The sequence below is a fragment of the Roseateles sp. UC29_93 genome (assembly GCF_042695725.1).
GTDB classification, from domain to species: Bacteria; Pseudomonadota; Gammaproteobacteria; order Burkholderiales; family Burkholderiaceae_C; genus Roseateles; species Roseateles noduli_A.
Window position 1 is genome coordinate 873,674 of the sequence record NZ_CP170545.1, and the last position, 22,309, is coordinate 895,982.

Below are 22,309 nucleotides of genomic sequence, written 5' to 3' on the forward strand. Positions count from 1 at the left end.
ACGCCGCGCGCCGCCCGTCGAGCAGCCCGGCCTGCGCCATCAGGCTGATCGCGCTGCCGCTCGCGCACAGCGCGCAGCCCGTGCCCGCCAGCTCGCGCAAGGCGATGACGAGGCGCTGGGTATCGCCCTGGTCCAGGTCGGCCCCATCGAAGCCGATGTCGACATGCGCGTCCTGCCCCACGACCACGACCAGGCCCCAGGGCTGGTGCGTGCGCAGTGGCTCCGAGCCCGCGCGCAGCCCGGCGCTGCCCGCCACCAGACCGCCCGTCAACGACAGCACGCGCGGGCCGAGCAGATACGGCTGGTCGAGCAGATCGGCCGCGGCCTGCAAGGTCGACAGCGCGGCGCCCAGCGCCAGCGCCGAGAACCCGGGCAGCACCAGGGCGGCGGTCGGCGCGTAGCGGGAGTCACTCATGAGCGCGCGGGAGCATGACGCCACTGTAGCGTCGGCGCGCGCCGGCCGTCCGGGCGCGCTCGGCTGCGGACATCACCACCCCACCCACTGCGGCGCCAGGCTCGGAATCGCCAGCATCGTCAACGCGAGCGCGACGAAGATCAGCTGCAAGGGCAGCATCCATCGGACCCATCGCCCGAAGGGGATGCGCGCAAGGCTCAGCACCCCGACGGTGATGCCGGAGGTCGGGATGATGGGCGTCGTGAGCTCGCCGAACTGGAACGCCAGGATCGCGCTCTGTCGGCTGACCTGCACCAGGTCGCTCAGGGGCGCCATGACCGGCATCGTCAGCGCGGCCTGTCCCGTGCCGCTGTGGATGAAGAAGTTGATGACCGTCTGGATGCCGAACATCTTGTGCAGCGAGAAGACCGCGTGCTCCGAGGCGACCCCAGGGCGCGAGGCCGTGCAGCATCGCGTCGATGATCTGCGCGTCGCGCATGAGCACCACCGTGCCCTTGGCCAGCGCGATGACCAGCGCAGTCCCCGCCAGGTCCTTCGCGCCGGTCAGGAAGTGGCGCACCCATTCGTCCTGCCCCATGCGGGCGATGAGCCCCACGACGATGGCCATGGCCAGGAAGACGGCGGCGATCTCCTCGATGTACCAGCCGAAGCGCACGACGCCCACGATCATCGCGACCAGCGTGGCCGCGAAGCTCAGCAGCACCAGGCGCTGCGCCGGCTGGATGCCCGGGAAGGACGCGATCGCCTGCAGGTCCAGCGCGGCGCGCTTGTCCTGGTCGTCGGCGAAGCAGGGACTCGTCTCAGGCCGCTGGCGGATCCTGCGCGCGTACAGCATCAGGAAAGCGATGGTCACGCCGGTGAACACGACCCAGCACACGAAGCGGTAGCCCAGCCCCGAGAACAGCGGGACGCCCGCCAGACCTTGCGCGACGCCCACGTTGAACGGATTGAGGAAGGCCGTCGCGAAGCCCACCTGCGAGCCCACGAACGGGATCGCCACGCCGATGAAGGTGTCGTAGCGCAGCGCCAGCGCCAGCGGCACGAAGATCAGCACGAAGGGAATCGCCTCCTCGGCCATGCCGAAGGTCGCGCCGCCCAGCGAGAACATCGTGACGAACCCGGGGATGAGCATCGCCCGCACGAAGGCGGAGTCCTGATGCGCCCGGGCCACCGCCTTGATCAGCGCGTCGATCGCCTGCGTGGCCTGCAGCACCGAGAAGGCGCCGCCGACGATGAGCACGAAGCCGATGATCAGGCCGGCTTCGACGAAACCCTTGATCGGCGCCATCAGCACGGCGGCCACGCCTTGCGGCTGGCTGGCCACCGCCTGATAACTCGTCGGGTCGATGACCGGCTTGCCGTCCACCAGCACCGTCGCGTACTTGCCGCCGGGGACGAACCAGGTGGCCACCGCGATCAGGACCAGCAGCGCGAAGATCAGGACGAACGTGTTGGGCAGCTTGCGGGACGTCATGGGGGGCTCAGAGGGAGAGCAGCTTGCCGCTGCGGTACGGCGTGGGACCGGCGATCTTGGCCAGGCGCATGCCCCGCGTGACCCAGCGCCGGGAGAGGCGCGCGAACAGCGTGCCGCCGACCTCCGCGATCACCGGCACGCGGGCGCTGGACGCGGGATCGACGATGTCGGCGACGCAGTCGCCGACATTCACGCGGTCCCCGATGGCGCGGTGGAACACCAGGATCCCGCTGTCCGGCGCGACCATCGGCTGCACGCCTTCGAGCGGCGTCGCCTCGCAGCGCGCCGCGGGCATCGCGGGGGGTTGACCCAGCACGTGGCCGGTGTCCTGCAGGAACTCCACCAGCGCGCTGGCGTCCTGGATCGCCAGCGCGTCGTCCACGTCGGTCTCGCCGCGGAGTTCGACCGTGGCGGCGAAGCAGCCCGGGGGGATGGGATGCGCGGCGCCGAAGCGCTCCGCCAGTTCCCACCAGTGGCGCGACAGCGATTCGTCGAAGGGATCGTCGCCCGAGCAGACGCAGAGCAGCAGCGCCTCGGCGCGCAATCGCCGGGCCAGCAGGCCGGCGGTGTCCGCCTGCGACGAGCCCGCGTAGACATGCATCGCGGCCTGGTGGTCGCAGTGCAGGTCCAGCACGATGTCGGCGTCGATCGCCAGGGTCTGGAGCAGCAGCTTCAGCGACTCCGCTTCCGACTGCGCCTGGTGCTCGTCGAGCGCCTGCCGGGCGGACTCGCGGATGAGGCTGAGATTGGTGGCGGCGTCGCCGGTCAACAGCCCCTCGACGCGCGCCGCGATGCGCTCGGTCAGATGCTGGAACTGCCGGTTGAAGTTGACGCCCGAGGCCATGTCGAACCGGCCGTGATGCGCGCCTTGCAGCGATTGCGAGAGGCCGATCGGATTGGCCATGGGCACAAGCACGATCTCGCCGAGGAGGGCGCCCGCGTCGTCCAGCTCCTCCAGCAGCGTGCGCAGGTGATGGGCCACCAGCATCGCGGGCACTTCGTCCGCATGCAGCGAGGCCTGCAGGTAGACCTTGCGGCCGGTGAGGCGCCGCCCGAAGTGCAGGCTGCACAGAGCGCGGCGCGTGCCTTGCGAGGCGCCAGGCAATTCGTGTTGACGGACCTCCATGCTCAAGGCCTCGTCGTGGCGCCGACGGCAGGCGCGCCGTCCGTCGTCGCGGCCGGCAACGCCCGATACAGCGGCGACGCGACCCGTACCGGACGCACGTCCAGATGCACGTTCACGACGGTGTAGTCCTCGCCGCCGAAGGCGCCGGTGAACCAGCCCACCGTGTCCGGCCCCTTGTACAGGCGGAACTCGAAGCCGAGCGGCTCGCCGCGGTCTGCCTTCGCGACCGCGACCGCACCCGCACCCGCACCCGCACCCGCACCCGCGCTCGTGCTCGTGCTCGTGCTCGTGCTCGCGTCGAGTCGGGCGGCCAAGCCTCGCAACTCCTTCGCCGGGCTGTCCAGCAACTGCGCCATGGCCTGCGCGATCGTGTTGTCGCCCAGGATGTCGGGATAGAAGGGCTCGGTTTTGAAGTACGGCTTGAAGTCTGACGCCGCCGGATCCAGGACGCTGCTGCCGCGCTTCTGGGCCGACGCGGTCACCGCGCCCGTCCTGAGGTCGATCCGGTCGCCACGTTCCAGGTAGGTGAGGCGCGCGTTCTCGACGTTGAACGCGGGCAGGCGCGCGTCCGTCTTCGCGTCGCGCAGATCGACGAAGAGCGCGCCGCGCGCGCCGATCACCTCGGCCTGGTGGGCGGTGATGACGGCGGCACTGTTCTCCTCGACGCCCAGGCCCGAGCGATAGCCCTTGGCCAGCATCAGCGGCAGCATGCGTCCGATGCGACCGCGCTTGAGGAAGTGCTGGTCGATGAAGAGGTCCTCGCCGACGAAGCCCAGGCCCCGGTCGATCTCGACGCCGTCGCGCAACTGCCCGTGCATCACCTGCAGGACGTCCTGCGCGTCGCGGAACATCACCCGGCTCATGATCGCCGCGCCGGCGCTGGTGCCGGCGATCACGCCGCCGTGGCGGTAGACATCCCAGATGGCATCGAGCATCGGCGTGGGGCGACCCTTCGGCTGCAGGGTGTCGACGATCAGTTCCTGCGCGCCGCCGGAGAAGAAGATGCCGCGGGCGCCACGCACCTTCGCCAGCAGCGCCGGATCACGCAGGGCCGATTGCAGCGCGTCGGGCGACAGCTTGGGCGTGACGGGAATGGCCTGCGCGTCGGCGCCACGTTGGCGCAGCGCATCCACGATCTGCGCGGCGGACCGCTCCGGGTTGGCGGCCGCGGTGGCGAAGACGACGAACCGGGCCTGGCGCCCGCCGGCTTCATCGACGATGCGTTGCCACACGGCGTCGTTGTCGAACTTAAGCGCGCCGCCGATGACGATCGCGGTCTGCGCCTGCGTGGCGATGGAGGACACGACCAGCGACGCGCCGACGGCGGCGCGCCGGCCGAGGCGGACGAGGCGGGATGAACTGCGGGACATGTGCATGCCGCCATGGTGCGGGCCGGTCGAGCGGATCGCGACAGGGTTGCACCTCAGAGGTGCCCTGCATGCAAGCCAGTGTCGCAATGCTGCAAGGTGTTGGGGCCTGCGAGGCGCGGCCGCGTGGCACGGCTTGCGGCGAAGCGACGCGGTCTTGCATCGGCGCGACCGCCCCGCCAAAACCCCATGTCGACCGGTGGACACCGACTTCTAGAGTGCGCCGCAAGGACGGCCTGGCGCCGACCTGAGCTCCCCCAACTCTTCGAGGCCCCTCATGGTCACCACACAGGTTTCGCGCCCGCACGCCATCGCCCACGCCGCCGCCCTGCTGCTCCTCATCACCACTGCCGCTGCCCACGCGCAGGAGGCCGGCAGCCAGACCCTGGAGCGCGTGGAGATCACCGGCTCCAGCATCAAGCGCCTGGCGGGCGAGACCGCCCTGCCCGTGCAGACGATCAAGCGCGAGGACATCGCCAAGACCGGCGCCACCACCGCCGCCGAGCTGATGCGCAACATCAGCGGCAACGCCGCGGGCCTGACCGACGGCGCCAGCATCAGCGACAACAACGGCGGCCAGCGCGGCTTCAACGGCGCGAACCTGCGGGGCATCGGCGTGTCCAGCACGCTGGTGCTGCTCAACGGCCGGCGCCTGGCCAACTTCGCCTCGCCCGGCGACAGCGCCGGCGTGGACCTGAACAACATCCCCGCGGGCGCCATCGAGCGCGTGGAGATCCTCAAGGACGGCGCCTCCGCCATCTACGGCACCGATGCGATCGGCGGCGTCATCAACTTCATCACCCGCAAGGACTACCGCGGCGTGGACCTCAACGCCTATGCGTCGGGCACGCAGGAGGGCGGCGCGGGCAAGCGCGCGGCCTCGGTGGCCGCCGGCTACGGCGACCTGGGCGAGCAGGGCTTCAACGTCTTCGGCGTGCTGGACGTGCAGAAGCTCGACGCCCTGCGCTCCACGCAGCGGGACTTCCTCAAGGAGCGGCCGCTGTCCGAGCTGCTGCCGTACTACATGTCCAGCCGCCCCTATCCGGCCAACCTGCGCCTGTCGGGCTCCGCGTCGACGCGCGCCGCGCAACTCGCGGCCATCAACGCCGCCGGCTACACGATCGGCGGCCAGCCCTTCACCGATCGCACGGTCAACCTCTTCGCGCCGGACTGCCAACCTCCCGCGAGTGTCTTCACGCCCGGCACCCAGACCTGCGGCTACGACTACATGGCCGACACCGAGATCTATCCCGACGCGAGCAAGACCAGCTTCCTCGGCCGCGGCGTGCTCAAGATCACCGATCGCAGCCAGGCCTTCCTGGAGGTACTCCGCAGCCGCGCCGAGACGACCTACGTGCTGTCGCCCAACCCGACCAACTTCACCGGCGTGAGCGTGGCCGCGCTCAACAGGAACCTGCCGCGCCCGATCAACTACAGCGGCACGGTGGAGGTGCGGATGCGGGCCACCGAACTGGGCAACCGCTCCAACGAAGTCACCAGCGACGCCGAACGCTATGTGGCCGGCCTCACCGGCAGCTTCGGCAACGACTGGGACTACTCGCTCGCCGCGAGCTATGCGAAGAACAAGTCGCAGGACAAGTACGTCAACGGCTACTTCCTCTTCGACCAGCTCGATGCCGGCGTGAAGTCCGGAGACATCAATCCCTTCGGTCCGTCGTCGGCCGCGGGCAAGGCGCTGATCGAGTCGATCCGCGTCAACGACGTGGCGCGCAGGTCCAGCGGCACGACGCAGGGCGTGGACGCCAAGCTGACGGGCTCGCTGATGGAGCTGGCCGGCGGCTCGCTCGGCATCGCGGTGGGCGCCGAGCTGCGACGTGAAGGCCAGAAGTTCACGCCGTCCGCGCTGCTGGTGTCCAACAACATCGGCGGCGACCGCGACGGCTCGCTGGATCCGGGCGTGCCGGACACCTCGCTCAAGGCCACGAGCAACAGCCGCAACATCGCGTCGGCGTACACGGAGCTCAGCGCGCCGTTGCTCAAGGAACTCGAGGTCCAGGCCGCCGTGCGCTTCGACCACTACCAGGGCGTGGGCAGCACCACCAATCCCAAGCTCGGCGTGCGTTACCAGCCCAGCCGCCAGCTGCTGCTGCGCGCCTCGGCCGGGACCGGTTTCCGCGCGCCGTCGTTCAGCGAGCTCTACCGGCCCACGAGCTACGGGTCCAGCCCGGCCTTCATCTACGACAAGGTGCTCGACAGCTTCGACCAATGGGCCACCCGCAAGGAAGCCAACCCCAACCTGAAGCCGGAGCGCTCGCAGCAGTTCTCGGCCGGCATCGTCGTCGAGCCGGCGCGCGACGTGAGCGTGAGCCTGGACTACTGGCTGATCAAGAAGCGCGACGTCATCAGCGACCTCTACGAGAAGACGATCCTCGAGAACCCCGATCGCTACGCGCAATACATCGAGCGCAACGAATTCGACGAGCCCACCATCGTGCTTCGCAAGGAGAACCAGGGCCGGCTCAAGACCTCCGGCCTGGACCTGGAGGCCACCCTGCGCAGCAGCCCGAGCGCCTGGGGTCGCTTCGGCCTGAACCTCAGCGGCACCTACATCCTGGCGTACAAGCGCCAGTTCGGCCCGCTGGAGCCGTATGTCAGCAACGTCGGCCGCTTCCTCAACGACCAGGTCATCCAGCGCTGGCGCCATCGCGCCTCGGTGGACTGGGAGTTCGGCGACTTCAACGTGACGCTGGGCAACACGTTCTACTCGAGCTACCAGGACGACAGCTACCTGCCGGACACGGCGCCGCGCCGCGTCAAGGCGTACTCGCTGTGGGATGTGTCGGGCGCCTGGAAGGTCAACAAGATGCTGCGCGTGCGCGCCGGCATCCAGAACCTGGCCGACACGGCGCCGCCCTTCTCCAACCAGAGCTACTACTTCCTGTCGACCTACGACCCGACCTACACGGATCCGCGCGGGCGCACCTTCTACGCGAGCGTGAACCTGTCGTTCAAGTAGAGCGACGGCCGGGTGAAGTCCGGGCGAGGACCTGGTGAGGTCCGGGCGAGTTTCCGGTGAGGTCCCTGTGATCTGAAACGGCGCGGCGCACGTACAGACGATCCATCCACAGGGCTTCACCGGCGTGGCGGTCAACCACCGTGCACGCCCGTCGCGTATGTCGTCGCTTCCCTCCCCGACCGCCGGACCTCTCTCCCTCGGCTGGCGTCACCGCGTGCGACGGCTGGCCGTCGCCGCCTGCCTGGCCCCCGCGATGGTCCTGCTGCCGCTGGGTCCGGCACCGGGCAGGCCGGGATGAGCACGATGAGGGGTGCCGTGCGTTCCCTCATCGTCGTGCTCGGCGATCAGCTCGATGCGCAGTCCTCCGCGTTCGACGACTTCGACCCGCGCGTCGACAAGGTGTGGATGGCGGAAGTCCGCGAAGAGTCAACGCACGTGTGGTCCAGTCGGATCCGCATTGCGCTGTTTCTCGCGGCCATGCGTCATCACGCCGATGTCCTGCGCCGGCTGGGTCGGGACGTCGACTACGTGAGGCTGGACGACGCCGGAAACACCGGGAGTCTCGGCACCGAGTTGTCACGCGCGCTGCAGCGCTGGCAGCCGCTTCGCGTGCTGATGACCGCGCCGGGCGACTGGCGCGTGCTGAAGGCGCTCCGTGGCGCTGCCGCGCAGTCGGGTGGGACGATCGAGCTGCGGGACGACCGCCACTTCTTCTGCGCCGTGCGGGAGTTTTCGGCCTTTGCCGGCGATCGGCGGAGCCTGCGGATGGAGACCTTCTACCGGCACATGCGGCGCCGGCACGGCGTCCTGATGGCCGGCGAGGAACCCGCCGGCGACCGCTGGAACTTCGACGCGGAGAACCAGCAGCCCTTCCCGCGCGGCGGACCGGGCTTCGTGCCGGAGCGGGTGGGCTTCGCGCCCGACGCCGTGACGCGGGAGGTGATCGCGCTTGTGGCGCGGGAATTCCCCGATCACCCCGGATCGCTGGAAGACTTCGACTGGGCCGTGACGCGGGAGCAGGCGCTGCAGACGCTGGACCGCTTCATCGCGGAGCGTCTGCCGGAGTTCGGCCGTTGGCAGGATGCCCTGTGGCCGGACACGCCCTGGCTGTGGCATGCGCAGCTGTCGGCCGCCATGAACCTGAAACTGATCGGCCCGCGGGAGGTGGTATCGCGCGTCGAGCAGGCCTGGCGCGCGGGCCAGGTGCCGCTGGCCAGCGCAGAGGGCTTCATCCGACAGGTGCTGGGCTGGCGGGAGTACGTGCGTGGTCTGTACTGGACCCGCATGCCGGCGCTGGCGCAGGCCAATGCGCTGGATGCCGACGAGCCGCTGCCGCCCTTCTTCTGGACCGGGGAGACGGACCTGGTCTGCCTGGCGGATGCGCTGCGGCAGACGCTGACGCTGGGCTACGCCCATCACATCCAGCGGCTGATGGTCACCGGGCTGTTCGCACTGCTGCTGGGCGTGCGGCCGGATCGGGTGCACGAGTGGTACCTCGCCGTCTATGTGGATGCGGTGGAGTGGGTCGAGCTGCCCAACACGCTGGGCATGAGCCAGTTCGCCGATGGCGGCTCGATGACCAGCAAGCCCTACATCGCCAGCGGCAAGTACATCGAGCGCATGAGCAGCGGTCAGTATTGCGCGCGCTGCCCCTATCGACCGGAACTCAAGGTCGGTCCTCGGGCCTGCCCGTTCACCACGCTCTACTGGGATTTCATGCGCCAGCACCGGGCGCGATTCGCTCGCCATCCACGACTCGGTGCTCAGATCCGACAGCTCGATCGCCTCTCTGAAGCGGACATGCACGCGATCAGCGCGCAGGCGCGACAGCTGCGCGAGCGCTTCGCCGCTGACATGACCCAGGAAGAAAAATGAATCTTTCCATCCGGCCCGCCTGGAGGCACCTCCTGATCGGCATCGTCCAGTTCTGCCTCTTTCAGGGAGCGTGGTTCGCATGCGTGTACGGCGCGGCGCAGGCGCAGGCTGGGTGGGGTGTCCTGGCCGTGGCCGCCGTGGTGCTCGTCAGCTGGCGCATGAGCGACCGGCCCGTTGCGGATATCACCCTGACAGCGCAGGCGGTCCTGATGGGCCTGGCCTGGGATACCTGGATGCTCAGAGGCGGCTGGGTGCTGTACGCGTCGCCGGGACCGCTTGAAGGCTGGGCGCCGGTCTGGATCCTCGCGCTGTGGGCGCTGTTCGCGACGCTGCTTCGTGGGCCGCTGTCCTGGCTGCATGGACGGCCGCTCCTTGCCGCCGCCCTGGGCGCCGTGGGCGGCCCGCTGTCCTATCTCGCGGCGGTGCGGCTGGGCGCCGGGAGCTTTCCGGCGCCCGGGCCGGCGCTGGCGGTTCTGGCTGCGGGATGGGGCGTCATGACGCCGGTGCTGACCGAGTCCGCGAGATGGTTCTCCAGGGCGCCCGAGCCATCGCGGGCGCCATCGCCCAGGTAACCACGTCGCGATCGGCGCAAGCTCCGGGGTGACGCCTGTCCGATGGCGCATACTCCTCAAAGATCAGGGCGAAGCGAGTCATTTCCGCCACCACCCGCTGCGACCGGCGCGACGCCGCAGCCCGCCAGGGCCATCGACATGCGTGGTTTCCTCCTGAACAACCGCGATGAGCTCATCCAACGATGCAAGGACAAGGTCGCCCTGCGGCCATCGCGCGGCGCCACGCGCGAGCAACTTGCACATGGCGTGCCGCTCTTCCTCGATCAACTGACGCGCACGCTCGAAGCGGAAGGTGACGGTGACGCCGCGGGCGGGCTGCGGATCTCCGGCCCGCCAGGCGGCGATGCCACCGCGCTGTCCGAGATGGGCGTCTCGGCGACTGTCCACGGCGGCGAGTTGCTCGGACTCGGCTACACGGTCGACCAGGTCGTCCATGACTATGGGGATCTCTGCCAGGCGATCACCGACCTTGCCGTCGAGCGCGACGCCCCGTTTTCCGTCGACGAGTTCCGGACCCTCAACCGCTGCCTGGACAACGCCATCGCCGACGCCGTGACCGAGTTCGCTGCCCAGCGCGAGCTTGAACTGGCCCGGCGGCAGTCCGCGGAAGAGAACGAGCGCCTTGGCTTCCTCGCGCACGAACTGCGGAACCATCTTCACATCGCCAAGCTCGCGTTCGCGGCCTTGGACTCCGGAAGGCTTCCGGTCGGAGGCTCGACCGGCGCGGTGCTCAAACGCAGTCTCGGCTCGCTGGAGAGCTTGATCGACCGCTCACTCGCCACCATCCGCGATGCGGCGGCGGCATCCTCACAGCCGCGCGTCTTCTCCCTCGCGAAATTCCTGGCCGACGCCGGACGCGTGGCGGAGCTCTACGCGGCAGACACCGGCTGCGCACTCCGGATCGCGGACGTCGACCCGCATCTCGCGATCAGAGGCAATCGCGAACTTCTCTCCGCGGCGCTCGGAAACCTGTTGCAGAACGCCTTCAAGTTCACCCATCCCTGCAGCGAAGTCTCGCTGCAGGTCCGCACCTCCGACACCTGGATCCTGGTGGACGTCGAGGACCGTTGCGGTGGCCTTCCGGTCGGGGGCGCGGAGACGATGTTCGAGCCGTTCAAGCAGGGCTTCGACGACCAGCGAGGGCTCGGACTGGGGTTGTCGATCGCCAGGCGCAGCGTCGAGGCGGACGGCGGACGATTGACGGTCCAGGACATGCCTGGAAAGGGCTGCGTCTTCACCCTTGCAGTACCGCTGCACCGGCTGGAATAACGCAGCACGGCGCACGGGCCTCACGAAGGTGGAGACGGACGAGACCGCCTTCGGTCGCGTGGGGCGTCGCAATGCGCGGGCTCCGGGAGTCTCACTTGCCAGAGCGCGCGAACGCGAAACAAGTCGATGGCGCATGGCATGAACCGCGAGAGAGACAATCGCGCGCCGTCAAGACAAGGCCGGAGCACTGTGATGCCGTTCAGGGAGGTCGTTCAGGAAATCGCGAGCACCGCACAGCGCCGTGCCGCGCTGACGCTTTCCGTGGCGCTTCTGGTGGGCATCGCGTCGGTCCTCCCCTACGCCTCCGAGCCGCTTGTCCCGCTGCCCCACATCAGCGGCATGTATGGCGCGGCGGCGGCGATGATCAACCTGGCCACGTTCTGGCTCCTCATCTCCGCGCCCAGCCAGCCTCGATCGCATTCGGTCATCGCTGCCGCGTACCTCTACGCCGGGCTGATGGCGGTGCTGCATGTACTGACCTTCCCCGGAGCCGTGCTTCCCGACAGGCCCTTGCTCGGTTCACCGCACGCGGTCAGCTGGCTGTTCATCACGTGGCGCGCGGGGTTTGCGTGCTTCGTCATCTGGGCGGCGCTGTCCGCGATGCAACCGAGCAAGGAGCCCCGGACGTTCACCTACTGGCCGCCCCTGGTCGCCACGGCGGCGGCGGTCATGGGCGGCTTTGCCTCCCAATGGACCGATGCCGCGGCCACCCTCGACCAAGGGGGGCGGCAGTTCTTCAGCCTGTTCAGCGTCTACGGCTCCTACAGCGCGGCGGTCCTGGCAGTCCTGGCCATCGTCCTCATCGGGCTCCGCGGGCTCCATCGGCGTTCCATCTTCATCTGGCTGGTCGTCGTGCTCACCGCGGAGGCTGGCGGCGTATGGCTGAGCACCCACAGCGGTTCGCGATACACCTTGGCGTGGTACTCGGTCCGCGTCGAAGGCCTGATCGCGAGTTCGATCGTCCTGGTCTTGCTGGCCCATCATTTCCGCCGCGTCCAGCGCGGCCTCGCGGACACGGTGGAGAAACTGCTCCGACGCACGGAGGAACTTCAAGCCGCCGTGCATCAACGGGAGCGGGCGGAGCAGAAGCTCGCCCAGGCGGAGAAGCTGAGGATGGTCGGTCAACTGGGCGCGGGTCTCGCGCACGACCTCAACAACATCCTGCAGGTGGTCACCGGGCGCCTGAGCATCCTGCAACGCCGTGTCGGCGCCGCCGCCGATGCCGATGTGGCGGTGATCAGGCGCAGCGTCACCAAGGCGGAGGCGCTCACGCGCCAGCTCTCCTTGTTGTCGGCCCGTCGGGCGCTGGTGGCTCGCCCTCTGGACACGAAAGTCGAACTCGAGCGTATCGCGGACAACGTTCAGCAACTGCTCGACGCCCGGCACACGGTTGAACTGCGCGCCGCGCCGAATCTGGGGCGGGTCGCCGTGGACGGCCTGGAACTGGAGATCGCGCTGACCAACCTGGTGACCAATGCGAGAGATGCGATGCCCGCGGGCGGCGTGATCCGGATGTCGGCGGAGGCGGGGGAAGACCAGCGGCTCGGCGCTGTCTGCGTCCTGCGCGTGGCCGACGACGGCGAGGGCATGACCGCTGAGGTCATCGAGAGAATCTTCGAGCCCTTCTTCACGACGAAACCGCAGGGCAAAGGCAGCGGGCTGGGCATGCCGCAGGTCGCGGCCTTCATCGAAGCCTCGGGCGGCGCGATCCGCGTGGACAGCGTCCCCGGTGCGGGCACCACCATCTGCCTGATGATTCCCTCGCGGCCAGTGGAAGACGCCGCGGAAGCGAATGTGCCCGAGGGGGACACGGTCGTCACGGCCGGCCGGGTGATCCTGCTGGTCGACGACAACCACGACGTCAGGGAAGCCACACAGCAGCTGCTGGAGTCCAGCGGATTCGTGGTGAAGGCGGTGGACAGCGGGGAGGAGGCTTTGCAGCTGCTCAGCCGCGGATTCGATCCCGACATCCTGGTGAGCGACATCGTGATGCCTCAAGGCATGAACGGGGTCAAGCTGGTCCGCGAGGTGCGTCGCGTGCGCCCCAGGATCAGGCCGGTGCTGGTGACGGGGCACAGCGACGTCGCACAGGTGGCGACGGATGAGGGGTTTCCGGTGATTGCGAAGCCGTATGACTTGCCGACGTTGTTGCAGGCGTTGTGTTGAGCTGAGGCGGCGGGGGCCACCTTCTTCATCCAGTTGAGGACTCTGCCGCCTCATCAATCGCGTCTAGGCGAAGCGTCCTTTATGCAACTACGGATCAAGCAAGGAGGCTTCAGGATCCTGAAGCCTCCTTGATTTCCTGTGCCAGTCAGAAGTAGAGGTCAGGGAATCGCTTTATACGGTACTCGACTGGCGGCACGCGACCCAGCGCTTCATGTGGTCGATGGTGGTTGTAGCGCTGAAGCCAATCGGCAGTCATGGCTCGCACCTCGGCCAACGAGTCGAAGACGTAGCAGTCCAGCACCTCGGTTCGGTAGGTCTTGTTGAAGCGCTCGGCATAGGCGTTCTGGGTAGGCTGGCCGGGTTGGATGTGACGTAGCTCGATGCCCTTGGCGGCGGCCCAGTCGCATAACGCCTTGGCGATGAACTCGGGCCCGTTGTCCAGCCGGATCGACAACGGCGCGCCGCCCACCTCGACCAGTTCGCTCAAGGCCCGGATCACGCGCGCTGCCGGCAGGCTCGTGTCGACCTCGATGCGCAGCGCTTCGCGGTTGAACTCGTCGATGACGTTGAACGTCCTGAAGCGCCATCCCAACCAGAGCACATCGCTCCAGTGCTGATTGGGTTCGCGCGAGCGGTCCAAGGGCCGCTTGATGCGCGCGGGCAATCGCTTCTTGCCGCGCCTGGGCAGATTGAGCTTGAGGTCGCAGTACACGCGCCACATCACGGTCTTGCCCCAGGGCTTACCTTGGTGGCGAGCACTGTCGTAGATCAGGCCGAAGCCATGGCGCGGGTTGACCGCAACGTGCTGTTCAAGGAACTCGATCACCCCGGAATCGTCGCGAGCCACATCGAGGCTGAGTTTGGCTTCCGGCCCGACATCATCAACGGTGACACGAGCGCGTCGTCGTCCCACGTTGCGAGCCGCCAGAAGCGCATCAAAGCGTTCCAGGATGCTCCGGGCTTCGGCGTGCTGGTGCTGTCGCCGGTGGCCGTTGGATTTGGGGTGAACATCCAGGCTGCGAATCACGTAGTGCACTACACGCGAACCTGGAACCCAGCGAAGGAAGACCAAGCCACCGACCGGGCATACCGCATCGGCCAGAAGAAGCCGGTCTACGTGTACTACCCGGTGGTGAACGCGAGCGACTTCACAACGTTCGATGTGAAGCTGGACCAGCTGCTTGCGTACAAGCGGGGGCTGGCTGAGGACATCCTGAATGGCTCGGGCGATGTGATGCCCGGAGATTTCACAGTCACGGACGTCATCCCGATGACAGATGTGGATGGTTTCGACACCAGCATCACCCTCGACATGGCGCTGCGCATGCCGTGGAACTACTTTGAGTGCCTCGTGGGTGCGCTGTGGTCAAAGAAGGGCTATGCCTGCTACCGGACACCCGGCACCGCAGACAACGGCGTGGACGTCGTCGCGCTGAAGGCAAGCAAGGGCCAGTTGGTTCAAGCGAAGACAAGCGGCACTGACGGCGCGTCGTTGGGATGGGATGCAGTGAAGGATGTTGTCGGTGGCGAGGCTTTCTACAGGCGTCGCCATCCCGGCGTGACGTTCGAAAAGGTATGCATTACGAACCAGTTCTTCAATCGGCTAGCCCATGAGAACGCAGAGCTGAACGGTGTACGGCTGCTCGACCAAAGCCATCTCGCGGACATGCTTAGAGAGCACCACGTCTCGATGTTGGACGTCGAGCGAATTGGATTTGAAGGCGGACGAGGAGTCCCTCGACGCGGTCTACGCTGCGCGCGCACGAGATGTCATGCAAGCGTTTGAGCCTCACTACTGCGGTCAGTCGCAGGTCCACAGGATTTTTTGCGAACTTGCGCAGGGGCTTGCACGTATCGACGAGCTTGAGGAGCGCTCTGAGCGGACACATGACGCGATTGAGTTGATATCCCAAGCCCGCCGGACTTACCGAGAGGAGCTCAAAGGCACGGGCAGACCCTACAACGACAACGCATACAACCTGCCGAAAGCCGAGTTCCTCGCCTACTTGGAGCAGTACGACCATGCTAAGCAGGGTTTGCTGAGGGAGCGTTATGACCGGCTCTGGCTCCATTACAAGCTGACCGACGCAATTCAGCTGGGACAAGCGAAGGCCGGGCCCGCGAGGGATGACGCTCGATGCTTCGCCGAGGAAATTGAGCCGCTTGCTCATGAGTATCTGGCGCTGCGCGGCGTTGAGTCAAAGACGCTGGAGTGGCTTCTGATGTGTCTTTCAGCCCGTTGGTGCTGACGCTGCTCGACCGGCAGATAAAAGAGGTTCATCGCTGATCTCCGGGGAACGCTGCCCGGATCTTGAGGAAGAAGTAGTCCTCATCGCGGAAGCCGTAGGCCATGCGTTTGATGACTTTGATCTTGTTGTTGATGCCCTCGACAAGGTTGGTTCCCAAAGGCCATCGGCAGTGAGAGAGGATGCTTGGCAGATAGCCTTTGAGGTTGCGGGCGAATGCCTTGAGCGGCTCGATACGGCTTCGCATGGCCCGGTCGTACCACTGCTTCCAGAATCGCTCGGCGTAGCCGCTGTGCCGGTAGTCCCACAGCGTTTTGAGGTCGTCCTTTATCACGTAGACGGTGAAGAGCGCCTTGTTGGCTTTGAGCAGGTCGCGCAAGCGCACGAGGTCCTGGGCGCGCGTGACGTTGCTCAGGTTGCGCGCCAGCAGCCACCGAGCGCCTTTGAACAGCTTGCGCGCGGCCTTGTCGCCGCGTAGCCGGTTGGCCTGATCGACACGGACCCGGTCGATGACCTGGCGACCGTACTTGGCCACGACGTGGAACAGGTCGTAGACGATCTTGGCGCTGGGACACTGGGCTCGGACTTCCTCGGCGTACCCCGCATTTCATGTCCATGGCCACCGCCTGCAGGCCGGCCCTGCCGGCGGCAACAGCTCGAAGAATGGACGGATGTCGGCGCGCCCGCGCACCAGGCCCACCCAGAGCACCTGCTTGCGGTACGGCTCGACGATCACAGTCGCGTAGCGGTGGCTCTTGTGGATCGCGAACTCGTCAATCGCGACGCGTACAGCTTGAAGATCGACTGGACCGAGTTCGCGCTCCAAGTGGTGCTTGTCGATGCGTTTGACCGTCGTCCACGCCAGCCCGTAGAACTGCGCCAGGTGGCGCACCGACATCAACTTGCACAGCCGAGCCGCGCTGTTGGCCAGACGCATCGTCACCCGGGCGTAGGGCTCCAACCAGGACAGTTTCTCCAGCTTGGGGCCGCATCGCGGACAAAGCAAACGCATTCGCGGAACGACCAGTTCCACTGGAACACCGAAGATCGGCAGGTCTCATACTCGTCGCTCCTGCACATCGTGGACCGCCGCGACCGTCTCGCCGCAGCCGCTGCAACAGCGCCTCGCCCGCCTCGTGGCTTGAAGGTAGATGATGCACCAGACCACACCAGACCGGTGGACCTCCTCGTCACGCTCGACCCAGTAGCCTTCCCACGCGCCAAGGCGAGAAATACACCGGGATGCGGCCATGGCTGCCCCCTGCGAAAGTGAGTCTCGACAACTTCAACTTAGCAGGTGTGGCACCTGGCCGCGTCTCGTTCTTCCCGCACATCGGCGAAGAACCTTTTAATTTGCCTCCGCAATTGCGCGGAAAACCGTCGCCCCCTCACTCCACCGTCACGCTCTTCGCCAGGTTCCGCGGCTTGTCCACGTCCGTGCCGCGTGCGCAGGCCGTGTGATACGCCAGCAGTTGCAGCGGCACCGTGTGCAGGATCGGGCTGAGCGCACCGTAGTGCTCCGGCATGCGGATGACGTGGAGCCCCGGCTCGCTGTCGATCCTCGTATCGCCGTCGGCGAACACGAACAACTCTCCGCCGCGCGCCCGCACTTCCTGCATGTTGCTCTTGAGCTTTTCCAGCAGCGTGTCGTTCGGCGCCACGGTCACGACGGGCATCTGCGCCGTCACCAGCGCCAGCGGGCCATGCTTCAGCTCACCCGCCGGATAGGCCTCGGCGTGGATGTAGCTGATCTCCTTCAGCTTCAACGCGCCTTCGAGGGCGATCGGATAGTGCAGCCCGCGGCCGAGGAACAGTGCGTTCTCCTTGCGCGCGAACTCCTCGCTCCATGCGATGACCTGCGGCTCCAGCGCCAGCACCGCCTGCACCGCCACCGGCAGGTGGCGCAGCGCCTTCAGGTGCTCCTGTTCCTGCTCTTCCGTGAGGTGCCCGCGCGTCTGCGCCAGCGCCAGCGTCAGCAGGAACAAGCCCACCAGCTGCGTCGTGAACGCCTTCGTCGACGCCACGCCGATCTCCGCGCCCGCGCGCGTGATGTAGGCCAGCGAGCACTCCCGCACCATCGCGCTCGTCGACACGTTGCACACCGTCAGCGTGTGCACCATCCCCAGCGAGCGCGCATGCTTCAGCGCCGCCAGCGTGTCCGCCGTCTCGCCGCTCTGGCTGATCGTCACCACCAGGGTCCGCGGGTTCGGCACGCTGTCGCGATACCGGTACTCGCTCGCGATCTCCACGCTGGTCGGGATCTTCGCGATGCTCTCCAGCCAGTACTTCGCCGTCGAGCCCGCGTAGAAACTGGTCCCGCACGCCAGGATCAGCACCGAGTCGATCTCCTTGAACACCCGGAACGCGCCGTCGCCGAACAGCTCCGGGCTGATGCCCGTCACCGCGTCCAGCGTGTTGGCGATCGCCACCGGCTGCTCGAAGATCTCCTTCTGCATGTAGTGCCGGTACGGGCCCAGCTCCGCCGCGCCGCTGTGCGCCTGCACGGTCTTCACCTCGCGCTCGACGTTGACGAAGCGCCCCGTCGTCGCGTCCTTGTTGCTGATCCAGTAGCGGCCCAGCTGCAGGTCGACCACGTCGCCCTCTTCCAGGTAGACGATCTGGTCCGTCACGCCCGCCAGCGCCATCGCGTCCGAGGCCAGGAAATTCGCCCCCGCGTATTCGTCCTTGCCCACGCCCAGCACCAGCGGCGAGCCCTCGCGCGCACCGATCACGCGGTGCGGCTCGTCCTTGTGGAACACCGCGATCGCGAACGCGCCGCGCAGCTGCGCCACCGCCGTCTGCACCGCTTCCAGCAGGTCGCCGTGGTAATGGAAATCGACCAGGTGCGCGATGACCTCGGTGTCGGTCTGGCTGTGGAAGACGTAGCCGCGCGACTTCAGCTCGGCGCGCAGTTCATCGTGGTTCTCGATGATGCCGTTGTGCACCAGCGCCACGCGGCCCGGCTGCAGGTGCGCCTCGGCGCCCGGGCCGTGCGAGAAGTGCGGATGCGCGTTGTGCATCGCCGGCGCGCCGTGTGTCGCCCAGCGCGTGTGCGCAATGCCGGTGCCGGCCGCGACGCCGTCGTGCGCCGCCACCTCCTGCAGCTCCGCCACCCGCGAGGTGCTGCGCGCGCGGCGCAGTTGACCGTCCTGGTGGACCGCCACCCCGCACGAGTCGTACCCGCGGTATTCGAGCCGCTTCAGGCCCTCGATCAGGATGGGAACGATGTCCTTCTGGCTAACCGCGCCGACGATGCCGCACATGATGTGTCTCCCCGGATGTCCGGATGAATTTGCGAATGGCGGAATGCTAGGCATCACGGCGAGGTGGATGCTTTCAACATTCAACGATTAGTGAAAGAATCCATCGCTTCGCCCACTGCTTGGCGAATTCTTTCATTCTCGAACAAATGATGGAATCTTCTCTCACACTCGACGCCATCGACTTGCGGGTGCTGGACCTGCTCCAGCAGGACGCCTCGCTGTCCAACCAGGCGTTGGCCGAGCGCGCCCATGTGTCGCCCGCGACCTGCCTGCGCCGCGTAAGGCGACTGATCGAGTCCGGCGTCATCGAGAAGCAGGTGGCCATCCTGTCGCCGGACAAGCTCGGCGCGGGCCTGTCGGCGCTGGTCGAGATCACGCTCGACCGGCAGGGCGCCGAGCACCTCGACGCCTTCGAGGCCATCGCCGTCGCGGCGCCCGAGGTCCAGCAATGCTGGCGCGTGGCGCCGGGGCCGGACTTCGTGCTGGTGCTGCAGGTGCCGGACATGCCGGCGTATCACGCGCTGGTGCAAAGGCTGTTCACGCAGCAGGCCAACGTCCGCAACGTGAAGGCCTTCTTCAGCGTCAAGCGCGCGAAGTTCGAGCCGCGCCTGGCCCTCCCGGCGGCGCGGCCCTGATCAGCGCTTGAGGATCAGCAGGCCCTTGAGGTATTCGCCTTCGGGGAAGTAGATCGTCTGCGGATGGTCCGGCGTCGCGCCGACGCGATCGAGGATCAGGCCGTCCGCGCCCGCATCGATGCCGGCGCCGGCGACGATCTTGTGGAACAGCTCCGGCCCCACGCCGCCCGAGCATGAGAACGTGAACAGCAGGCCGCCCGGCTTCAGCAGCATCAGGCCGAGGCGGTTGATGTCCTTGTACGCCCGCGCGGCGCGCTCCGCATGCGCGGCGGTCGGCGCGAACTTCGGCGGATCGAGCACGATCGCGTCGAAGCTGCGACCCTGCTTGAGCATGTCGCGCAGCGTGTGGTTGACGTCGGCGTCCAGCGCCGTGTGATGCGCCGGGTCGAAGCCGTTGAGCGCGACGTGCGCCGTGGCGCGCGCCAGCGCCGGGCCGGACGAGTCGACGCTGATGACGTCTGTCGCGCCGCCTGCAAGCGCGGCGACCGAGAAGCCGCCGGTGTAGCTGAAGCAGTTCAGCACCGACCGGCAGCCGTAGTGCTTCACGGCCTCGCCGAACTTCCGGCGGTTGTCGCGCTGGTCGAGGTAGTAGCCGGTCTTGTGGCCCTCGGCCACGTCGAGGCTCAGCTTCCAGCGGTTCTCCGAGATGACGAGCTCGGTCGCGCCCTCGCCGCGCAGCCAACCGGTGACGGGCTCCATGCCTTCGAGCGTGCGCACGTTCGCGTCGGAGCGTTCGTACAGGCGCGTGAGGCCCGTCTGCGCGAGCAGCAGGTCGGCGATCGTCTGCTTCCAGCGCTCCGTGCCGGCGGAAAGGAACTGCGCGCTGAGCGTGTCGCCGTAGCGGTCCACGATCAGGCCGGGCAGGCCGTCGGCCTCGCCATGGATGAGGCGCACCGCATCCGAGTCGATCGGCATGCGCGCCCGCAGCGCGAGCGCCGCGGCGATCCGCCGCTCGAAGAAAGCCGCGTCGATGCGCTCCTTCTCATCGAAGCTCCAGGCGCGCACGCGGATCAGCGACTCCGGGCTGAACGAGGCCCAGCAGAGGAAGCTGCCGTCGGCGGCTTCCACGCGCACGGTCTCGCCGGCGTCGGCCTTGCCCCTCGCGATCGAGCCCTCGAAGACCCAGGGATGGCGGCGAAGGAGCGAGCGGTCCTTGCCCTCGCGGAGACGGATGGATTTCATGAGACGACTCTCTTCGATCGCGTACAGCCCCGATGAACACGGGGCAAACCCCGTTTTATCGGATCTTTATCGCGAAGGCGATAATTTATCGGTCTGGCCGATAAAACTTGATAATTCGATTGCGCCCGACAACGATCAGCGCTGCGCCGCCGGCCCCAGCGTCCCGAACGCCCAGCCGACATTCAGGCTGACCATCGGGGTGCTCTGCTTCTCGCCGCCGAGCGCCTTCCACTGGCCCACGCCGACCTTCACGCGCAGGCGGTCGCGCCCGGCGCCTTCCCACTGCGCCCACATCTCGCCTTGCGACACCGCGCCGCCGCCGACCGCCACGCCGCCGCCGCCGGCCGCGCCGACCAGCGCCTCCGCGCCGACGCGCACGCCGTTCCACTTCGGCGACTGCGCGCCCAGACCGAACATGCCGTACGAGAACGCGCCCGCCTTGCCCAGCGCCGCGCTGCCCGCGTGCGCCACGCCGTACCACGGCCCGCCGAAGTCGCGCGTCATGCCGATGCCCAGGCCGGTCACGTTGTCCTTCGAGCCGTCCTTGAACTTGAACTCCTTGAAGTACGGCATGCTCAGGTACAGCGCCTGCGCGCGCACCGTGCCCGACTCCAGCGGCGGCGTGTTCAGGATGCGCGAGACCTTCTCCAGCGGCAGCGCCAGCGAACCGCGCACCTGGAGGGACTCAGTAGTTCCCCCACGGCGCCTTCATGTAGCCCGCATCGAGCCGCAGCGTCGGACCCCACGGCGTGATCCAGCGCAGCGTCGGACCGACGCGCACCAGCCAGCCGTTGCCCGTGTCCATGTCGCCGCCGCCGCCCAGGCCGAACGATAACTGGCCGCCGATGCGCAGCCGCTCGCTGCCGATGCCCCAGTCCTGGCCGGCGTTCGCGAGGATCTCCATGTAGCCGTCGTGTCCGCCGGACGCGGCGCCCGAGGCCTCCAGGCCCCACCACGACGAGCCGTCGCCGAAGTACTGCCGCAGGTCGCCGCCGGCCTTGCCCTTGCGGCCCGTCAGCGGCACGCCGCCGCGCGTGCGGCTGCCGGTGCGCGGCTTCTCGACGCCGGCGCTCAGCGCGATCTCGTCGAAGCCCATGCCCGTGCGATCGCCCGCGCGTCCCGGCGATCCAGAATCGCTCGGATTGAAGCTCAGGAACCGATCCATCCGCCCGATGGTGAACGCGACGCCGGTGTCCTTGATGTTGCCGTTGCCGTTCGGGAAAGTGATGTGCGACACGCCCACGCCGGCATACCAGTTGCCGAACTCGCCGCGCAGCGACAACTCCGGCCGCAGCATCAGCCCGCCGCCGGCGCGCACCTTGTCCGAGCTCACGCCGCCGCCCGCGCCCGCGTACAGGCTCGCCGCGAGGTGCACCTCCGGCGTGATGCGGAAGCGCCGCTGCACGTTGAAGCCGACCGTGAACAGGCCGCCGAATTCGCCCTTCGCCGCGCCGTACGCGGCCGGGCCGAGGCCCCAGTCCTCGTTGACCGCCACCATGTAATGCGCGCCCAGGAAGGCCGTCTTCTGCCCCGTGGGCATCTTGACCGGCGACCAGTTCAGCTCGAAGGCGGCGGGTCGGCTGTCGGTGGCCGTGATGACCGGCGATGGCGCCGGACCCTGTGCCTGCGCTTGCGCCTGGGCCTGCACATGGGCCGCGAGCAGTGCCGAGCACAGCAGCAGCGGACGGGACGGGAACGGGGCGTTCGAAGCGTTCAGGACGGAGCGGAGCATCGTTGTCGAT

The 22,309-nt window shown here is 67.7% G+C and carries 17 protein-coding genes and 2 pseudogenes; 9 read left to right on the forward strand and 10 right to left on the reverse strand.

Annotated features, from left to right (window positions below; translation table 11 throughout):
- Positions 1-163: 163 nt before the first annotated feature.
- A complete protein-coding gene (locus ACFJIX_RS03970; RefSeq protein ID WP_377157918.1) occupies positions 164-433 on the forward strand; it encodes a hypothetical protein in 270 nt (89 codons plus the stop codon).
- A 54-nt stretch (positions 434-487) separates the two neighbouring features.
- On the opposite strand, the gene ACFJIX_RS03975 is transcribed toward ACFJIX_RS03970, so the two are convergent.
- From ACFJIX_RS03975 to ACFJIX_RS03990, 4 genes and pseudogenes are all read right to left on the reverse strand, one after another.
- Positions 488-805, reverse strand: a complete 318-nt coding sequence (locus ACFJIX_RS03975) for a hypothetical protein (RefSeq protein ID WP_377161594.1) — start codon at positions 803-805, stop codon at positions 488-490.
- A 106-nt stretch (positions 806-911) separates the two neighbouring features.
- A pseudogene (locus ACFJIX_RS03980) lies at positions 912-1,889 on the reverse strand (YfcC family protein); the annotation flags it as partial.
- 7 nt (positions 1,890-1,896) lie between these two features.
- Complete coding sequence (locus ACFJIX_RS03985; protein WP_377157920.1) at positions 1,897-3,015, reverse strand: succinylglutamate desuccinylase/aspartoacylase family protein; 1,119 nt, start codon at positions 3,013-3,015, stop codon at positions 1,897-1,899.
- 2 nt (positions 3,016-3,017) lie between these two features.
- Positions 3,018-4,385, reverse strand: a complete 1,368-nt coding sequence (locus tag ACFJIX_RS03990) for a cyanophycinase (protein ID WP_377157921.1) — start codon at positions 4,383-4,385, stop codon at positions 3,018-3,020.
- A 274-nt stretch (positions 4,386-4,659) separates the two neighbouring features.
- Between ACFJIX_RS03990 and ACFJIX_RS03995 the strand changes: the two genes are divergently transcribed.
- The 5 genes from ACFJIX_RS03995 to ACFJIX_RS04015 all read left to right on the forward strand — a co-directional run bounded on the left by ACFJIX_RS03995 (position 4,660) and on the right by ACFJIX_RS04015 (position 13,241).
- The gene (locus ACFJIX_RS03995; protein ID WP_377157923.1) at positions 4,660-7,359 is read left to right on the forward strand and encodes a TonB-dependent receptor; all 2,700 of its coding nucleotides are present in this window, start codon (positions 4,660-4,662) and stop codon (positions 7,357-7,359) included.
- A gap of 303 nt (positions 7,360-7,662) precedes the next feature.
- Entirely contained in the window at positions 7,663-9,234 is a 1,572-nt protein-coding gene (locus ACFJIX_RS04000; protein WP_377161596.1) for a cryptochrome/photolyase family protein, read from the forward strand.
- The gene (locus tag ACFJIX_RS04005; protein WP_377157925.1) at positions 9,231-9,806 is read left to right on the forward strand and encodes a DUF2878 domain-containing protein; all 576 of its coding nucleotides are present in this window, start codon (positions 9,231-9,233) and stop codon (positions 9,804-9,806) included. The genes ACFJIX_RS04000 and ACFJIX_RS04005 overlap by 4 nt, the downstream gene beginning before the upstream one ends.
- Positions 9,807-10,052: 246 nt before the next feature.
- Positions 10,053-11,075 (forward strand): sensor histidine kinase, encoded by a 1,023-nt coding sequence (locus tag ACFJIX_RS04010; RefSeq protein ID WP_377157927.1) that lies wholly within the window; start codon positions 10,053-10,055, stop codon positions 11,073-11,075.
- A gap of 192 nt (positions 11,076-11,267) precedes the next feature.
- A complete protein-coding gene (locus ACFJIX_RS04015; protein ID WP_377157929.1) occupies positions 11,268-13,241 on the forward strand; it encodes an ATP-binding protein in 1,974 nt (657 codons plus the stop codon).
- Positions 13,242-13,386: 145 nt separating this feature from the next.
- Here the strand turns inward: ACFJIX_RS04015 and ACFJIX_RS04020 are convergent, their stop codons facing one another.
- Complete coding sequence (locus tag ACFJIX_RS04020) at positions 13,387-14,088, reverse strand: integrase core domain-containing protein (protein WP_377157931.1); 702 nt, start codon at positions 14,086-14,088, stop codon at positions 13,387-13,389.
- Here ACFJIX_RS04020 and ACFJIX_RS04025 point away from each other — a divergent pair.
- Positions 14,044-15,027: a restriction endonuclease gene (locus ACFJIX_RS04025; protein WP_377157933.1), complete on the forward strand. Its 984-nt coding sequence runs from the start codon at positions 14,044-14,046 to the stop codon at positions 15,025-15,027. The genes ACFJIX_RS04020 and ACFJIX_RS04025 overlap by 45 nt on opposite strands.
- Positions 15,014-15,490, forward strand: coding sequence for a hypothetical protein (locus ACFJIX_RS04030; RefSeq protein ID WP_377157935.1), 477 nt, complete (start codon positions 15,014-15,016; stop codon positions 15,488-15,490). The genes ACFJIX_RS04025 and ACFJIX_RS04030 overlap by 14 nt, the downstream gene beginning before the upstream one ends.
- A gap of 28 nt (positions 15,491-15,518) precedes the next feature.
- Here the strand turns inward: ACFJIX_RS04030 and ACFJIX_RS04035 are convergent.
- Both ACFJIX_RS04035 and glmS read right to left on the reverse strand, forming a co-directional pair.
- Positions 15,519-16,499 (reverse strand): annotated as a pseudogene (locus ACFJIX_RS04035) (ISL3 family transposase).
- A gap of 376 nt (positions 16,500-16,875) precedes the next feature.
- Positions 16,876-18,750, reverse strand: a complete 1,875-nt coding sequence (gene glmS, locus ACFJIX_RS04040) for a glutamine--fructose-6-phosphate transaminase (isomerizing) (protein WP_377157937.1) — start codon at positions 18,748-18,750, stop codon at positions 16,876-16,878.
- A 149-nt stretch (positions 18,751-18,899) separates the two neighbouring features.
- Between glmS and ACFJIX_RS04045 the strand changes: the two genes are divergently transcribed.
- The gene (locus ACFJIX_RS04045; protein ID WP_377157939.1) at positions 18,900-19,385 is read left to right on the forward strand and encodes an Lrp/AsnC family transcriptional regulator; all 486 of its coding nucleotides are present in this window, start codon (positions 18,900-18,902) and stop codon (positions 19,383-19,385) included.
- Here the strand turns inward: ACFJIX_RS04045 and ACFJIX_RS04050 are convergent, their stop codons facing one another.
- From ACFJIX_RS04050 to ACFJIX_RS04060, 3 genes are all read right to left on the reverse strand, one after another.
- Positions 19,386-20,567, reverse strand: coding sequence for a class I SAM-dependent rRNA methyltransferase (locus ACFJIX_RS04050; protein WP_377157940.1), 1,182 nt, complete (start codon positions 20,565-20,567; stop codon positions 19,386-19,388).
- Between the two features lie 135 nt (positions 20,568-20,702).
- Positions 20,703-21,242: a hypothetical protein gene (locus ACFJIX_RS04055; RefSeq protein WP_377157942.1), complete on the reverse strand. Its 540-nt coding sequence runs from the start codon at positions 21,240-21,242 to the stop codon at positions 20,703-20,705.
- A gap of 10 nt (positions 21,243-21,252) precedes the next feature.
- Positions 21,253-22,299, reverse strand: coding sequence for a hypothetical protein (locus ACFJIX_RS04060; protein WP_377157944.1), 1,047 nt, complete (start codon positions 22,297-22,299; stop codon positions 21,253-21,255).
- Positions 22,300-22,309: the final 10 nt, after the last annotated feature.

Coding starts and splice junctions, on each gene's coding strand:
- ACFJIX_RS03990 (WP_377157921.1), bottom strand. CDS start 4,385: ATGTCCCGCAGTTCATCCCGCCTCGTCCGCCTCGGCCGGCGCGCCGCC.
- ACFJIX_RS04060 (WP_377157944.1), bottom strand. CDS start 22,299: ATGCTCCGCTCCGTCCTGAACGCTTCGAACGCCCCGTTCCCGTCCCGT.
- ACFJIX_RS04015 (WP_377157929.1), top strand. CDS start 11,268: ATGCCGTTCAGGGAGGTCGTTCAGGAAATCGCGAGCACCGCACAGCGC.
- ACFJIX_RS04005 (WP_377157925.1), top strand. CDS start 9,231: ATGAATCTTTCCATCCGGCCCGCCTGGAGGCACCTCCTGATCGGCATC.
- ACFJIX_RS04000 (WP_377161596.1), top strand. CDS start 7,663: ATGAGGGGTGCCGTGCGTTCCCTCATCGTCGTGCTCGGCGATCAGCTC.
- ACFJIX_RS03970 (WP_377157918.1), top strand. CDS start 164: ATGCGCGTCCTGCCCCACGACCACGACCAGGCCCCAGGGCTGGTGCGT.
- ACFJIX_RS04050 (WP_377157940.1), bottom strand. CDS start 20,567: ATGAAATCCATCCGTCTCCGCGAGGGCAAGGACCGCTCGCTCCTTCGC.
- ACFJIX_RS03985 (WP_377157920.1), bottom strand. CDS start 3,015: ATGGAGGTCCGTCAACACGAATTGCCTGGCGCCTCGCAAGGCACGCGC.
- glmS (WP_377157937.1), bottom strand. CDS start 18,750: ATGTGCGGCATCGTCGGCGCGGTTAGCCAGAAGGACATCGTTCCCATC.
- ACFJIX_RS03995 (WP_377157923.1), top strand. CDS start 4,660: ATGGTCACCACACAGGTTTCGCGCCCGCACGCCATCGCCCACGCCGCC.
- ACFJIX_RS04030 (WP_377157935.1), top strand. CDS start 15,014: ATGCAAGCGTTTGAGCCTCACTACTGCGGTCAGTCGCAGGTCCACAGG.
- ACFJIX_RS04045 (WP_377157939.1), top strand. CDS start 18,900: ATGGAATCTTCTCTCACACTCGACGCCATCGACTTGCGGGTGCTGGAC.
- ACFJIX_RS03975 (WP_377161594.1), bottom strand. CDS start 805: ATGTTCGGCATCCAGACGGTCATCAACTTCTTCATCCACAGCGGCACG.